Below are 14,460 nucleotides of genomic sequence, written 5' to 3' on the forward strand. Positions count from 1 at the left end.
CCGCTTTAAAGTTCTTCCACGATGATATGGTCATTTGTATAAACACAAATTTCACCGGCAATTTCTAAAGCAGATTTTGCAATCTCTTTAGCAGTCAAATGTTCACCTGCATATCTCTTTAAAGCCCTTCCTGCTGATAAAGCGTAGTTTCCACCAGAGCCGATTGCAAGGATCCCATCATCTGGTTCAATGACTTCACCTGTTCCGGATATAAGTAATAAATAATCCTCATTCATGACAATTAGCATTGCCTCCAATTGCCTGAGCACTTTATCACTACGCCATTCCTTTGCTAGTTCAACAGCCGCACGCTGAAGATTACCATTGTATTCTTCTAGTCGTCCTTCAAATTTTTCAAACAAAGTAAAGGCATCAGCAACTGAGCCGGCGAATCCTGCTATGACTTTTCCATTATAAAGTTTACGAACCTTACGTGCAGAATGCTTCATAATAACTGCATTGCCAAACGTGACCTGACCATCTCCTGCCATCGCACATTTCCCATTATGGTGAATCGCAAATATCGTCGTTGCATGAAATGATGAACCCATAAAAGCCCTCCATTTTAATATTTAAGAGTCGTCCCCGTCATTATAATTTTTCGATATAATAGTTAGACAAGCATGGAAAACAGCAGCAAATACTTCAATACCTTGCTGCTAAATAAATTCATTAATGGAAATAGCCCCTTTTGCCTTATAAATCTTACCATATTATAATAGTAAATTGCAAACTTTTCATAAAGAATTCACAAAATTCTGAATCGACTCCAATGACCGCTCAGCATGCTTCTCATTTCTTTCTTGTTTGCCCCTTATTTTTTGAGGAAGCGGCGGAAATAATCCGAAATTGGCATTCATTGGCTGAAAGCTTTTCGCGATTGCAGTCGTTATGTAATTTGCCATGCTACCAATGGCTGTTTCTACAGGGAACGTAATCGTATCTTCTCCATGAAACAATTTGGCCGCATTTAAGCCCGCTACTAACCCTGATGCTGCAGATTCAACATATCCTTCAACACCAGTCATCTGTCCAGCAAAAAACTTTTGCTCATCACTTCTTAATTGGTATGTAGGTCTAAGCAGGTTGGGCGAATTAATAAAGGTATTACGGTGCATGACACCGTAACGGACAATTTCCGCGTTTTCCAAGCCGGGAATTAAGCGAAAAACTTCCTTTTGTGCTCCCCATTTTAAATGGGTTTGAAAACCGACTATGTTATATAAAGTCCCTGCTGCATCATCTTGTCTAAGTTGGACTACAGCAAACGGCCTTTTACCAGTGCGTGGATCTTCTAATCCAACCGGCTTTAACGGGCCAAAAAGAAGCGTCTTTTTCCCTCTATTTGCCATCACTTCAATCGGCATGCAGCCTTCGAAGAAAATTTCTTTTTCAAATTCTTTTATCGGTGCAGTTTCTGCATTAATCAAGGCATCATAAAAAACATTAAATTCTTCCTCCGTCATCGGACAGTTGATGTATGCGGCTTCACCCTTATCATACCTTGATTTTATATAAGCCTTTTCCATATTGATGGTGTCTTTTTCAATGATAGGGGCAGCTGCATCATAAAAATAAAAATAATCTTCCCCCGTCAGTTCCTTTATCCCTTCTGCTAATGCTGCCGATGTTAGCGGACCTGAAGCTATTACAGTAACACCATCTGGTATTTTCGCCACCTCTTCATGAAAGACAGTAACATTAGGATGACTTTTTAATTTATTAGTCACCCTGTCGGCAAATTCATGACGATCGACGGCCAATGCTCCCCCAGCAGGGACAGCACATTCATCTGCAGAACTGATAATAATTGAATTCAGCCGGCGCATTTCTTCTTTTAACACACCTACAGCATTTGTTAATGTGTTCGCTCTTAGGGAATTGCTGCAAACCAGTTCGGCAAATTTATCTGTATGGTGGGCAGGCGTTTGCTTAACAGGCCTCATTTCATATAGATGGACTTTGACACCACGGTTGGCTGCTTGCCAAGCGGCTTCACTACCAGCAAGTCCTGCTCCGATTACAGTTATAAAATCTTGAGTCAATCTCGAACCCTCCATTGTTACGTAAACTCATTGTTATTGTTGTGGTTCCTCTTTATAGTCACAATTCGTACATTGCACTTGCATACCTTGCTTCGCTTTCTTTTCAACTAATAAACCGTTACATTTTGGGCAAGGACGTGCTAATGGTTTATCCCATGATAAAAAGTCACACTCTGGGTATCTGTCGCAACCATAAAAAATCCGTTTTTTCTTACTTTTTCTTTCTATAATATTGCCTTCTTTACAGCTTGGGCATTTTACACCGATATCCTTGACAATGGCTTTTGTATTACGACAATCAGGAAAATTAGAGCAGGCCATAAACTTGCCAAAGCGCCCCATTTTGTAGACCATTGGATTCCCGCAAAGCTCACAGTCCTCACCTGCAGGCTCATCCTTTATTTCAACTGCCTGCATTTCTTTCTCGGCCACTTTTAGACGTTTTTCAAAGCTTTGGTAAAATCCATCAATAATTTCCACCCAATTTATTTGCCCTTCTTCAATTAGGTCGAGGCTCGTTTCCATTTTTGCGGTAAATTCCAAATCCAATATCTCCGGGAAAAATTCTACCATTAATTCATGTACGATTGTTCCTAGCTCAGTCGGTATAAAGCGCTTATTTTCAAGAGCGACATAGCCCCGCTTTTGAATAGTGTCCAAAGTTGGAGCAAAGGTTGACGGTCTGCCAATCCCGAGCTCTTCTAATGTTTTGACCAGTCTTGCTTCGGTATACCGTGGCGGTGGTTGTGTAAAATGCTGCTTCGGATCAATCTCCGTTGTGGTAACAAGCATCCCTTCCTCGATATCAGGTAACAATTTATCCTCGTCACTTGTATTATCATCATTTCCTTCAATATATACTTTCATAAAGCCAGGAAATTTAACCTTGGAACCATTTGCACGGAAAATGACCCCTTCATTCACGAGGTCCACCGTCATCGTATCCATGACAGCCGGAGCCATTTGACTAGCGACAAAGCGTTCCCAAATTAACCGATAAAGCCTTAATTGATCACGGCTTAACACATTTTTCAAGCTATTTGGTGTTCGGAATGTCGAAGTAGGTCGTACCCCTTCGTGTGCATCTTGGGCGTTTACTGCCTTCTTCTCAGGCTTTTTCTCTGATGATGCTGTATAATCCTTACCAAATTCAGCCTCTATATATTGGGCAGCTTCTGTTTGGGCTGTCTCCGAGATACGCGTCGAATCCGTTCTCATATAAGTAATCAGACCGACGGTTCCCTCTTCCTTCCCTAAATCGATCCCTTCATAGAGTTGCTGCGCAATCATCATCGTTTTTTTCGCGCGAAAGTTTAATTTCCTAGCTGCCTCCTGTTGCAGTGAAGATGTTGTAAAGGGAGCAGCTGGGTTGCGTTTTCTTTCGCGTTTTTTTACCGATTCAACGGTGAACTGATTACCTTTGATTCGATTTAAAACATTTTTCACTTCTTCTTCATTATTTAAATCTTGCCTCGTACTATCCATTCCATAGAAGTTCGCTTCAAACGTTTGGCCTTTTATGTCAAAAATTCCGTTAATTGACCAATACTCCTCTGGGATGAATTGTGTAATTTCCTTTTCACGGTCAATAATTAAGCGGACTGCAACAGATTGTACACGCCCTGCACTTAATCCTTTCTTTACCTTTTTCCACAAAATAGGACTAATATTATAGCCAACAAGGCGATCCAAAATTCTTCTAGCCTGCTGTGAGTTTACTAAATCCTTATTGATAGATCTAGGATGTTTAAAAGCATCTTTAATGGCATCCTTTGTGATCTCATTAAAGACAACACGGCACTCGGAATTCTCGTCAATGTTAAGTGTATGGGCTAGATGCCAAGCAATCGCTTCCCCTTCACGATCCGGGTCAGCTGCGAGAAATACTTTCTTCGCTTTTTTCGCAGCAGCCTTTAATTCTTTTAAAACAGGGCCCTTCCCACGAATGGTAATATACTTCGGTTCATATTGACGATCTATATCAACGCCCGTTTGGCTTTTTGGCAAGTCACGAACATGGCCCATGGATGCTTTTACTTTATATTTGCGTCCAAGATAGCGCTCGATTGTCTTCGCTTTTGCTGGTGATTCAACAATTACTAAATAATCTGCCATCCAAATCCCCCCTAGCGAGGTAAAAATAAAATCTTCATTATTATTAAATACTTTTTATACATTTGTCAAACATCATTTCATATTTTATCCATTTAAATGTATATTTTTTAACATGATGGGTGAAAACTTTTTCAGCAAAGATGGAATTCTTCTATAATATCACTTGCAGTTAAAACTAATTTTGCGCCTTGTTGAATCAATCGGTTTGTACCGCGACTGTTCGGGTCGAAAATTGAGCCAGGTACCGCAAAAACCTCCCTTCCTTGTTCTAACGCTTGTTCTGCAGTAATTAATGACCCGCTTCGTTCTTTCGCTTCAATAATTAATGTTCCTCCTGATAAACCGCTAATAATTCTATTTCTTAAAGGAAAATGCCATTTTTCTGGCTTACGATTTGGTGGAAATTCTGATAAAAGTAATTGTTTTTCAGCCATTTCTGTAGCGAGGCTTTGATTAGTGGTAGGGTAGATGTAGTTTATTCCTGAGCCTAAAACCGCTATGGTATTGCCCTTTTCATTGATTGCAATCCGATGTGCAGCCGTGTCAATACCAATCGCAAGACCGCTGACGATTGTCCATTTTTCTCCAATTAACTGTGGCAAAATCATCTTCATTGCGGAGTAGCCATATGGAGAAGGATTCCGTGTGCCAACTACACTTATCAGGCGGCTTTCTAAGAGGGATTTCTTACCTTTCAAGTATAAAACCCATGGGGGATCGAAAATCTGCTTTAAATAGGCAGGATATTCGTAATCAAAGATGGTTAGTAGTTGAATCTGATCCTGCTCCAAAGCTTCAAGAACTTCCTGCGTCGTTTTCGACTGCAATTCTGTATAAAATAATGTTGCATTTTTTTCAGTCATTTGAAAAAGAGAAATGAAATGATGCACCTGTAAAGTGAAAATCGTTTGAAGAGATGAATCAAATTGGAGAAATTTATAGATTGTTTTCCAACCAACGCCTTTGCAACTGTGGATATGGATTAATCTTTTTTTCCCTTCGTCCATCGTTAACCTCCAATTTTTAAGAAGGGACTGCCACAAATTCGTGTCAGCCCCCTGTCTCGTCATTAAATATAATTGTCTAGCTCTAGCTCCCAGCGAATAGTAAACTTCGCTAAACGGTCGCTTCCGCTTTTCTCTATAGGTTCTTACACTTCTCGTATAAGCCTTTTTCTTTTAAAACAGAGATTAATGTTTCACCCATTACGGAAGGTGTTTCCGCAACTTTGATGCCGCACTCATTCATTACTCTAATTTTTTCATCTGCTGTACCCTTGCCGCCGGAAATAATCGCACCAGCATGTCCCATGCGTTTTCCTGGAGGTGCAGTGCGACCGCCGATAAAGCCTACAACAGGTTTTGTCATATTCGCTTTAACCCACTCGGCTGCTTCTTCTTCAGCATTTCCACCGATTTCACCAATCATAATAACAGCTAAAGTGTCTTCATCTTCATTGAATGCCTTCAACACATCGATGAAGTTTGTACCATTTACAGGGTCGCCGCCAATACCAACAGCAGAAGTTTGACCAACACCTGCTTGCGTTAATTGATGAACCGCTTCGTATGTTAAAGTACCTGAGCGGGAAACAACGCCAACATGGCCTTTTTTATGGATGTAACCAGGCATGATACCGATTTTACACTCATCTGCTGTAATAACGCCTGGACAGTTTGGTCCCACAAGACGTGTTTTCTTGCCTTCCATATAACGTTTAACTTTCACCATATCTAGTACAGGAATATGTTCTGTAATACAAATAGCAAGATCTAATTCTGCATCCACTGCCTCCATAATAGCATCAGCAGCAAATGGTGCAGCTACGTAAATTACAGATGCATTAGCGCCAGTAGCCTTCACAGCCTCTTCAACTGTATTAAATACTGGTACACCTTCTACCTCTGTACCACCTTTACCTGGAGATGTTCCTCCAACGATTTTAGTACCGTATTCTAACATTTGTTGTGTATGGAAACGGGCAGTTTTACCAGTAATCCCTTGGACAATAACTTTTGTATCTTTATTTACAAATACACCCACATCAATTTCTCCTTTCTTTAATCCAGTTCCGCTCTTTAATTAACCAACCAATGAAACGATTTTTTGCGCGCCATCAGCCATTGACTCTGCTGCAACAATTTCGATGTCTGATTCAGCAAGAATTTTCTTACCTAAATCAACATTTGTTCCTTCAAGACGGACAACAAGAGGTACTGATAAACCTACTTGCTTTGCTGCCTCAACAACACCAGTTGCAATAACGTCACATTTCATGATTCCGCCAAAGATATTTACAAAAATACCCTTAACTTTTGGATCTGAAAGGATAATTTTAAATGCTTCTGTAACTTTTTCAGCAGTTGCACCGCCCCCAACATCAAGGAAGTTAGCGGGGTCACCGCCATAATGTTTAATAATATCCATTGTAGACATCGCTAGTCCTGCACCATTTACCATACAGCCGATATTTCCATCCAGTGCGATATAGCTTAAATCATATTTTGAAGCTTCAATCTCTTTTGGATCTTCTTCTTCTAAGTCACGGTATTCCATTACATCAGCATGACGGTATAGCGCATTGGAGTCAAAGTTTAACTTTGCATCTAAGGCCATAACTTGTCCATCACCAGTCACTACAAGTGGATTAATTTCAGCAATAGAGCAATCCTTTTCGATGTAGGCATTATATAATCCCATCATGAACCCTACAGCTTTATTGATCAATTCATTTGGAATATTAATTTTATAAGCTAAGCGACGTGCTTGGAATGCCTGTAATCCTATCGCTGGGTCAACTTCTTCTTTGAAAATCTTTTCAGGAGTTTTTGCTGCAACCTCTTCGATTTCTGTACCACCTTCTTCAGATGCCATCAAAACGACGCGAGATGTCGCACGGTCTAATACAAGTCCAACATAATATTCTTTCTTAATATCGCAGCCTTCTTCAATAAGTAGACGTTTTACTTCTTTTCCTTCTGGACCTGTTTGGTGCGTAACAAGTGTTTTGCCTAAAATTTCTTTTGCATATTTTTCAACTTCTTCTAGGCTCTTAGCAACTTTTACGCCACCAGCTTTACCACGTCCGCCTGCATGAATTTGTGCTTTGACAACCCATACATTGCTGTCTAAAGATTTTGCTGCTTCAACAGCTTCCTCAACTGTAAAGGCAACTTTTCCAGTTGGAACAGCAACCCCGTATTGTCTGAGGATTTCTTTACCTTGATACTCGTGGATATTCATTATCCATCCTCCTATCTCTTATGTACACAATTTGGACAAAACTTGTCTACCTGTTATATTGTATAGCAGTTACCTATCCAGTGTCTATATTTCTACACAATTTTGTAAAGAACTTTTAAATTATTTTTATTTACAAGAAATGACATCGGTTGATTTATTTTGACAATATAACTTATCAGACTGTCTTATTCTTCACTATTTTTCACCGATTTGTCAATACGATAGATAAAAGCAAAAATTTCAGCGACTATTTTATATAACTCCTCGGGAATTGTTTGGTTCATTTCAAGCCGCCCCAACAACTCCACTAAAGTAGGGTCTTCTTGAATCGGGATATCGAATTCTTTTGCTTTTTCTAAAATCCTTTCAGCTACGTCGCCCTTGCCTTTAGCTACAACTTTCGGGGCATAATCCTTTGCACTATCATAAGAAAGCGCAACTGCTTCTTTCTTTTTCAAACGATCATTTCTCATATTTTCACATCCACCCCATTCATCGATGATGGAAAGACGGAGTTTGTTTTCATTGAAAAATGTTCCATTTTATCCACAACATTCCGGTCCTGAGGTGAAACAACGATGCCGGATAAATGATAATGCAGCCCTTCTAATTTGTCTTTTAACAATGTTCTAAATTTTTTCACTATAATATCTAAGCAAGGTGTGTCATTATAGATTTGGATGGTCACAATTCTCTTCTGAACATGAACATCTACTAATGTTTCCCGTAACTGTTCTAGTTCTAAATAAAACAAAATACGACAGAAGTCTGGGTCAATTTGACCCGTTATTCGTCTTTTACCAGTCCATTGTACAAGCAAATCAGTGGCTTTAGGGCCAAGAATAATCGGAAGCTGTAAGAATACTTGTTGGAGTTGCCCTGCTTGTTCTGTATTCATAAGTTGAAGCCCTGTTATCCTAGACAATAGCTCCTCAATTTTTACGTTTAAGAGCGGATTACTTGATTCTGCTGCCGCCTTAATTAACAATGGTTTTAAAGCGAAGAGTTTACTTTCAATCGATGGATCCTTTTCTAAAAGACTAATATCCACCTCATATTCGAGCCCCATATGATGGACAAGCTGTTTTATTGTTTTTAAAACCTCTTTTTCATTATTCCAATTAACGGTAGGTTTACTGAATGTGTCTAGTAATTCATGATCAGCTGTTTGACCGGTTAGTTGCCCTAGTATCTTTTGAAGCTGCGTAATTGTATCTGAAGGATGGCTAATCGTTTTAATCGCCTCGCTTACTTTAACAAGATGATCAGACATAGGCTCATCCGTTTGTAATGCCAACATGCTTTTGAAAACAGTCTCTGTTAAAGGCAATACCTTATTGATTGCAAGCTTGATGGCTGCAAGTGCTTTTGGAAGGTCCACTTTATTTATTTCTCTTACCCATTCTGAAGCCGCTTTTATGGCCTCTTTTGATAAAGGGAGGTCTTCCGTAAGAAACATGCTAATCAACTCTTTATTTCCCTCTGTCCCCGCCAGCCCAATTTTTTTTAAGAGCAGTGAAAAGGAGTCTTGTCCTTGTCCTTTTCCTATTTCTTTTTTTAGCATCTGTACGTCATCCATTACCTTCAACTCTAGGATCGAGTTATTATCGACAACTTGAAACCAGTACTTTGTATTTTCCGTGAGAGGAGTTGTTAGTTTCGCACTCAGCTTCATGCCGCCCAGTTGAACAAGAGCTAGATTGTCAGAGAACAGCTTTAAGACCTGTCCATTTAAAATATCCCCAACTTTTAGATTAATCATCCTAGCCGTTGTCATTTGGTCTTGTGGGAATAATGATTGGAGGCTATTAAAATGAATCATCGTGAATGCTCCCCTCTTCTTATTTTGGAATATTAGCTAAGAGCATATTCTTTTATAGGCGCAAATGAGCGGCGGTGTTCAGGGATTATGCCGTATTTTTCGATTGCTTCTAAATGAAATGCCGTTCCGTAGCCCATATGGTTTTCGAATCCGTATTGTGGATATTTTTCAGCTAACTCTTTCATGTAACGGTCCCTCGTTACCTTGGCAGCGATGGAGCTGGCGGCAATGGAAATACTTTTGGCGTCTCCCTTAATAATCGCCGTTTGTGGGATTGAAACTGGTATTTCCATTGCATCCACAAGCAAAAACTCAGGAGATATAGCTAAATGCTCAATAGCTCTTTTCATCGCTAGTTTTGTAGCCTGATAAATATTATATTCGTCTATTTCAGTCGCCGTTGCACTGCCAATCCCAACACTTACAGCATGCTCCATAATATATTGATAGAATTCCTCACGCTTTTTTTCGGATAAGGCCTTGGAATCATTCAATCCCGGAAGGAAAAAATCCCGGCCTAAAACGACAGCCGCGGCTACAACAGGCCCTGCCAACGGACCTCTCCCAACCTCGTCGACACCGGCAATCATATGTATATCCTGTGTGCGGAGATCCTCTTCAAATCGTGACATTTCTTTAAACTTATTCTCAAGTTTTTGTTTTTCTTCCTGTGTTTTCAACCATTTCCGATATAAACTTTGTGCACCTTTCCGCTCGTCGCTCATTAACTCCAGTAAAAAGCTTTCATTCAGCAACTTCCCACCGATTTTTAAAATTTCTTCAATTTCCTTTAATGTTTTAGGCATAATAAAACTCACTTTCTATGTAAAAGTTATTCTTTATATCGGCATTCAATGAAAAAAATAAAGAAGGCGTCAAGCTCGCTTCACAATTAACTCCATTGCCAGTATCTGTATCGTAATAATACTAGCTAACACGAGTTAAGGAAGTGCCTAACACCTTATATTTCAATATCTGTTGGTTTATCATAAGTTAAACGCCCGAGCTTACCAGAGCGAATATCCCTTATAATAACCTCTGCTGTTTTATCATAATCGACGATGCCTCCGCTCGCGAGGCAGCCTCTAAATTTTCCAATTTGATCAAATAATTCAACCATATCTGCTGAAATGGCCTCTAATTGATAGCGATCCCTTAGATTTTCAGGGTATTCCTTCGTTAAAAATTTCAAAGCATAAACAACTACATCTTGAAAATCCAAAAGGTTTTCCTTTATTGCGCCGGTTACCGCTAAACGATAACCAACCTCTTGATCCTCAAATTTCGGCCATAAAATACCCGGGGTATCTAACAACTCAAACTCTTTTCCAACCTTAATCCATTGTTGGCCGGTTGTTACACCCGGACGATCACCCGTTTTTGCAATTGGCTTGCCTGCCAGCCTATTAATTAAAGTTGATTTACCGACATTTGGAATACCAACAATAAGGGCACGAATGGCCCTTGTATTTTTGATTCCTTTGGCCCGCATCTTTGCAAATTTATCTTGTGTAAGCACTTTGCACTCAGCAATAATTTGTTTCATATCATTCTTTGTTTGTGCATTGATGGCCAGGCATTTTAATCCTTTATTCTCAAAATAGGAAATCCATTCATCTGTTTTTTTTGGGTCAGCTAAATCAGCCTTGTTTAATAAAACTAAGCGCGGCTTACCTGTGATGATTTCATCAATCATCGGGTTACGAGACGAGTAAGGTACGCGTGCATCCAAAAGTTCAATTACAACATCTATTAATTTTAATTTTTCGATAACCTGACGTTTCGCTTTTGCCATATGGCCCGGAAACCATTGAATTGTCATAGACTTCACCTACTGCTTATTACTTATGATTTGAAAATCGCGGGGAGGCCAATATACGATATTTGTTTTCCCAAGAACTTTATCCATACTTACTGTTCCGATAATCCGACTATCTTTACTAAAGCGGCGATTATCTCCAAGGACAAAAATATGTCCCTCTGGCACCTTATCTAAGCCGGTTACTTCCTCAAGCGTAAAATCATAAGTAAGTGGTCCATTTGCTTCTTTCTTATACTGATCCAAATAAGGCTCTTTAATTGGTTTGCCATTTATGTATAGCACATCGTCTTTATATTCGACATGATCGCCAGGCAAGCCAATCACACGTTTTATATAATCTCGGTCTTCTGTCGCATGGAATACGACAATATCAAATCTTTTTGGCTCCCCAATTTTATAGCCAATTTTATTCACAATCATCCGATAATGGTCATGCAAAGTCGGCATCATCGATTCACCATCGACAACAATAGGAGCAAATAAGAAATATCGAATTCCACCAGCCAATAAAACTGCAATAATTAATGCTTTAATCCATTCCCATACCTCGTTCTTGCTTTGGGACATATACGTTCCTCCAAAATATTAGTTGGAAAAAAGGAGCTTGTCTCCCAAGCTCCTTTTTCATCAAATTATCGGATTTCTTTAATACGAGCTGCTTTACCACGAAGATTACGTAGGTAATAAAGTTTCGCACGGCGAACTTTACCGCGGCGCATAACTTCAATCTTCGCAATTTTTGGTGTATGCAATGGGAATGTACGTTCAACACCTACACCGTAAGATACCTTACGAACTGTAAATGTTTCGCTGATTCCGCCACCACGACGCTTAATAACAACACCCTCAAACACCTGGATACGTTCACGGTTACCCTCGACAACCTTCACGTGTACACGCAATGTATCACCAGGACGGAACGCAGGAATGTCTGCTCTTAATTGTTCTTTTGTGATGTCATGAATTAATTGTTGCATCGTCTTCACTCCTTCCACACAGATGCTCATGTAAAAATAAAACCATTACAGCGGAACATCGTTATCCAAGCTTGAACCGGTAGTTCAAGCACAAGGTTTAATATACCATAAAGAAAAAATAGTTTCAATAGTCTATTCTTGCTTCCTGAACTCTTCAAGCCACTTTTTTTCTTCATCTGACAATTGGCGCTGTTCTAAAAGATCCGGCCTTCTCAGAAAAGTCCTTCGCAGTGATTCTTTTGCGCGCCATTCTTCAATTTTTTTATGATTTCCAGATAGCAAAGCTTCCGGAACCATCATACCGTTAAAATCGGCTGGCCTCGTATAATGCGGATGTTCCAATAAACCACTGCTATAAGAATCGCAAGGAGCGGAACTCTCATTCCCTAAAACACCCGGGAGTAGGCGGACAACACTATCGATAATCACCATGCTTGCTAATTCGCCACCTGTTAATACATAATCACCAATTGAAATTTCATCGGTCACAAGATATTCACGGATTCGCTCGTCATAACCCTCATAATGCCCGCAAATAAAAATAAGTTGGTCTTCCCTTGCGAGCTCTTCCGCTTTACTTTGTGTATATCGTTCTCCTTGCGGGCACATCAGAATAATCCTTGGCTTACTGGTCCCATCCTTCGTAATATCGGCTACCGCATCAAAGATTGGCTGTGGCGTTAACACCATCCCTGCTCCGCCCCCATATGGGTAATCATCGACCTTTTGATGCTTATCCTTAGAGAATTCCCGGAAATTATAAACATTGTATGTAACAATCTGACGTTCTTCTGCTTTTTTTAAAATAGATTGACCAAAAACCCCGGAAAACATGTCAGGAAACAGCGTTAAGACATCGATTTTCATTTATAATAACCCTTCCATTAGATGTACAATCACCTTTTTATTTTCCACGTCAACTTCTTTTACTACATTTTCAATATAAGGTAATAACAAATCTTTCTCTCCAGAACGTTTAACCACCCAAACATCATTTGCCCCAGGAGAAAGGATTTCAGATATTGTCCCAAGCTTTTCCCCTTCTTCAGTGAAAACCTCGCAATCGATAATTTCATGGTAATAAAATTCATCCTCGGTTAACTCGTCATCCAGTTGGTCTTCGCTTATTTTCAGTATTTTTCCTTTGAATTTTTCGACATCATTAATATTTCCTAACCCTACAAACGTTAATAGATAAAAATTTTTATGTAGTCGCTCTGATGCTACTTTGACCTCAACCATCTCTTTGGGTCCAAGTTCGATATAAAGGGTATTTCCTTTTTTATAACGCTCCTCCGGAAAATCAGTGGAAGATATAACCTTTACTTCCCCTCTAATACCGTGAGTATTAACGATTTTTCCGACATTAAAATATTTTGTCACAAACAGTCCCTCCCACTTAGCGTATCTCGTCAATAATGCCATTCTTGATTACTATCGTCCGTTCCTTCGTGAGTTCATCCCAATGATCACCTTCATGAATGTCCACAATGCCTTGTACCTCCGTTTCTTTTAACTCCATTCCAAGCGGAAGAATTCCTAATTGCTCAAGCTGGTATTGAATGAGCTTAGATTTTTCATTTCTGCTAGAAATTTCCTTATCGAATTGAGCTAAAACTGAAGGCACTTTTTTCGTTTTTTCGACCTTTTTCTTTTCAAACTGGAGCTGGGCAATTTCCTTATTGAGCTGCCCGATTTGCTGTTCAAACTTATTTATAAGCATTTGTTTACTTTCTTCAGTTAATATTTGCTTAACAATAATATTCCTAATTATTTTCATATCTATCACCTGTTCGAAAAGAGAGTATGAAAAAAGGGTGAGGAATAGCCTCGCCCTTTTACATAATTTCTAGGTGTATTCTTTTGCTTTCATTCGAAGCAGCAGCATATACCACTGTTCGAATGGCTTTGGCTATACGCCCTTGTTTGCCAATTATTTTTCCTACGTCGTCTTTATGAACCGTTAAGTTATACGTTACTTTGCGATCATCCTCTTCTTCCTTCACGACAACATCGTCGGGATAATCAACAAGCGACTTAACTATAGTTTCAATTAAATCGATCATAGCATTCATACAACTTACTTAGAAAGCTTTGCGTTGTGGAATTTTTCCATGATGCCTTGTGTAGAGAATAAGTTGCGTACTGTGTCAGATGGTTTTGCACCATTTTGAAGCCACTTAAGTGCTGCTTCTTCGTCAATCTTTACTTCAGCTGGTTTCGCAACCGGATTGTAAGTTCCGATTTCTTCAATGAAACGTCCATCACGTGGTGAACGAGAATCAGCTACTACTACACGATAAAAAGGAGATTTTTTTGCTCCCATGCGTTTTAAACGAATTTTTACTGCCATTATAAATCTACCTCCAATATGTTTTACACATTTTTAAATACTATCAATTTTTATTCCGTTTGTAAAGTAAAATTTATTGACAC

General features: G+C 39.4%; 17 protein-coding genes. All 17 read right to left on the bottom strand.

Annotation, left to right across the window (positions count from 1 at the left end; all coding sequences use genetic code 11):
• Positions 1 to 5: 5 nt before the first annotated feature.
• The 17 genes from hslV to rpsP all read right to left on the bottom strand — a co-directional run bounded on the left by hslV (position 6) and on the right by rpsP (position 14,377).
• Positions 6 to 551, bottom strand: coding sequence for an ATP-dependent protease subunit HslV (gene hslV, locus ACNQFZ_RS03175; RefSeq protein WP_458413910.1), 546 nt, complete (start codon positions 549 to 551; stop codon positions 6 to 8).
• Positions 552 to 737: 186 nt separating this feature from the next.
• Positions 738 to 2,045: an FADH(2)-oxidizing methylenetetrahydrofolate--tRNA-(uracil(54)-C(5))-methyltransferase TrmFO gene (trmFO, locus tag ACNQFZ_RS03180; protein ID WP_458413911.1), complete on the bottom strand. Its 1,308-nt coding sequence runs from the start codon at positions 2,043 to 2,045 to the stop codon at positions 738 to 740.
• Between the two features lie 33 nt (positions 2,046 to 2,078).
• Entirely contained in the window at positions 2,079 to 4,160 is a 2,082-nt protein-coding gene (gene topA / locus ACNQFZ_RS03185) for a type I DNA topoisomerase (RefSeq protein ID WP_458413912.1), read from the bottom strand.
• Positions 4,161 to 4,291: 131 nt separating this feature from the next.
• Positions 4,292 to 5,167 carry a DNA-processing protein DprA gene (gene dprA, locus ACNQFZ_RS03190; RefSeq protein WP_458413913.1) on the bottom strand — a complete coding sequence of 292 codons (876 nt, stop codon included), beginning with the start codon at positions 5,165 to 5,167 and terminating at the stop codon, positions 4,292 to 4,294.
• 133 nt (positions 5,168 to 5,300) lie between these two features.
• Entirely contained in the window at positions 5,301 to 6,203 is a 903-nt protein-coding gene (gene sucD, locus ACNQFZ_RS03195; RefSeq protein ID WP_458413914.1) for a succinate--CoA ligase subunit alpha, read from the bottom strand.
• Positions 6,204 to 6,242: 39 nt separating this feature from the next.
• Positions 6,243 to 7,403 carry an ADP-forming succinate--CoA ligase subunit beta gene (gene sucC, locus ACNQFZ_RS03200; RefSeq protein WP_458413915.1) on the bottom strand — a complete coding sequence of 387 codons (1,161 nt, stop codon included), beginning with the start codon at positions 7,401 to 7,403 and terminating at the stop codon, positions 6,243 to 6,245.
• Positions 7,404 to 7,588: 185 nt separating this feature from the next.
• Positions 7,589 to 7,876: a FlhB-like flagellar biosynthesis protein gene (locus tag ACNQFZ_RS03205; protein WP_458413916.1), complete on the bottom strand. Its 288-nt coding sequence runs from the start codon at positions 7,874 to 7,876 to the stop codon at positions 7,589 to 7,591.
• Positions 7,873 to 9,225 (bottom strand): hypothetical protein, encoded by a 1,353-nt coding sequence (locus ACNQFZ_RS03210; RefSeq protein ID WP_458413917.1) that lies wholly within the window; start codon positions 9,223 to 9,225, stop codon positions 7,873 to 7,875. The genes ACNQFZ_RS03205 and ACNQFZ_RS03210 overlap by 4 nt, the downstream gene beginning before the upstream one ends.
• Positions 9,226 to 9,257: 32 nt before the next feature.
• Positions 9,258 to 10,031 carry a ribonuclease HII gene (locus tag ACNQFZ_RS03215; RefSeq protein WP_458413918.1) on the bottom strand — a complete coding sequence of 258 codons (774 nt, stop codon included), beginning with the start codon at positions 10,029 to 10,031 and terminating at the stop codon, positions 9,258 to 9,260.
• A 155-nt stretch (positions 10,032 to 10,186) separates the two neighbouring features.
• Positions 10,187 to 11,047, bottom strand: a complete 861-nt coding sequence (gene ylqF, locus ACNQFZ_RS03220) for a ribosome biogenesis GTPase YlqF (protein ID WP_458413919.1) — start codon at positions 11,045 to 11,047, stop codon at positions 10,187 to 10,189.
• Positions 11,048 to 11,056: 9 nt separating this feature from the next.
• Positions 11,057 to 11,614, bottom strand: a complete 558-nt coding sequence (gene lepB, locus ACNQFZ_RS03225) for a signal peptidase I (protein WP_458413920.1) — start codon at positions 11,612 to 11,614, stop codon at positions 11,057 to 11,059.
• Positions 11,615 to 11,679: 65 nt separating this feature from the next.
• A complete protein-coding gene (rplS, locus tag ACNQFZ_RS03230; protein WP_458413921.1) occupies positions 11,680 to 12,024 on the bottom strand; it encodes a 50S ribosomal protein L19 in 345 nt (114 codons plus the stop codon).
• Positions 12,025 to 12,156: 132 nt separating this feature from the next.
• Positions 12,157 to 12,891: a tRNA (guanosine(37)-N1)-methyltransferase TrmD gene (trmD, locus tag ACNQFZ_RS03235; RefSeq protein WP_458413922.1), complete on the bottom strand. Its 735-nt coding sequence runs from the start codon at positions 12,889 to 12,891 to the stop codon at positions 12,157 to 12,159.
• Complete coding sequence (rimM, locus tag ACNQFZ_RS03240; protein ID WP_458413923.1) at positions 12,892 to 13,407, bottom strand: ribosome maturation factor RimM; 516 nt, start codon at positions 13,405 to 13,407, stop codon at positions 12,892 to 12,894.
• A 16-nt stretch (positions 13,408 to 13,423) separates the two neighbouring features.
• The gene (locus ACNQFZ_RS03245) at positions 13,424 to 13,804 is read right to left on the bottom strand and encodes a YlqD family protein (protein ID WP_458413924.1); all 381 of its coding nucleotides are present in this window, start codon (positions 13,802 to 13,804) and stop codon (positions 13,424 to 13,426) included.
• 58 nt (positions 13,805 to 13,862) lie between these two features.
• Positions 13,863 to 14,090, bottom strand: a complete 228-nt coding sequence (locus ACNQFZ_RS03250) for a KH domain-containing protein (protein WP_458415293.1) — start codon at positions 14,088 to 14,090, stop codon at positions 13,863 to 13,865.
• Between the two features lie 14 nt (positions 14,091 to 14,104).
• A complete protein-coding gene (gene rpsP, locus ACNQFZ_RS03255) occupies positions 14,105 to 14,377 on the bottom strand; it encodes a 30S ribosomal protein S16 (RefSeq protein WP_458413925.1) in 273 nt (90 codons plus the stop codon).
• Positions 14,378 to 14,460: the final 83 nt, after the last annotated feature.

Source organism: Schinkia acidoalkalinis (assembly GCF_054301215.1).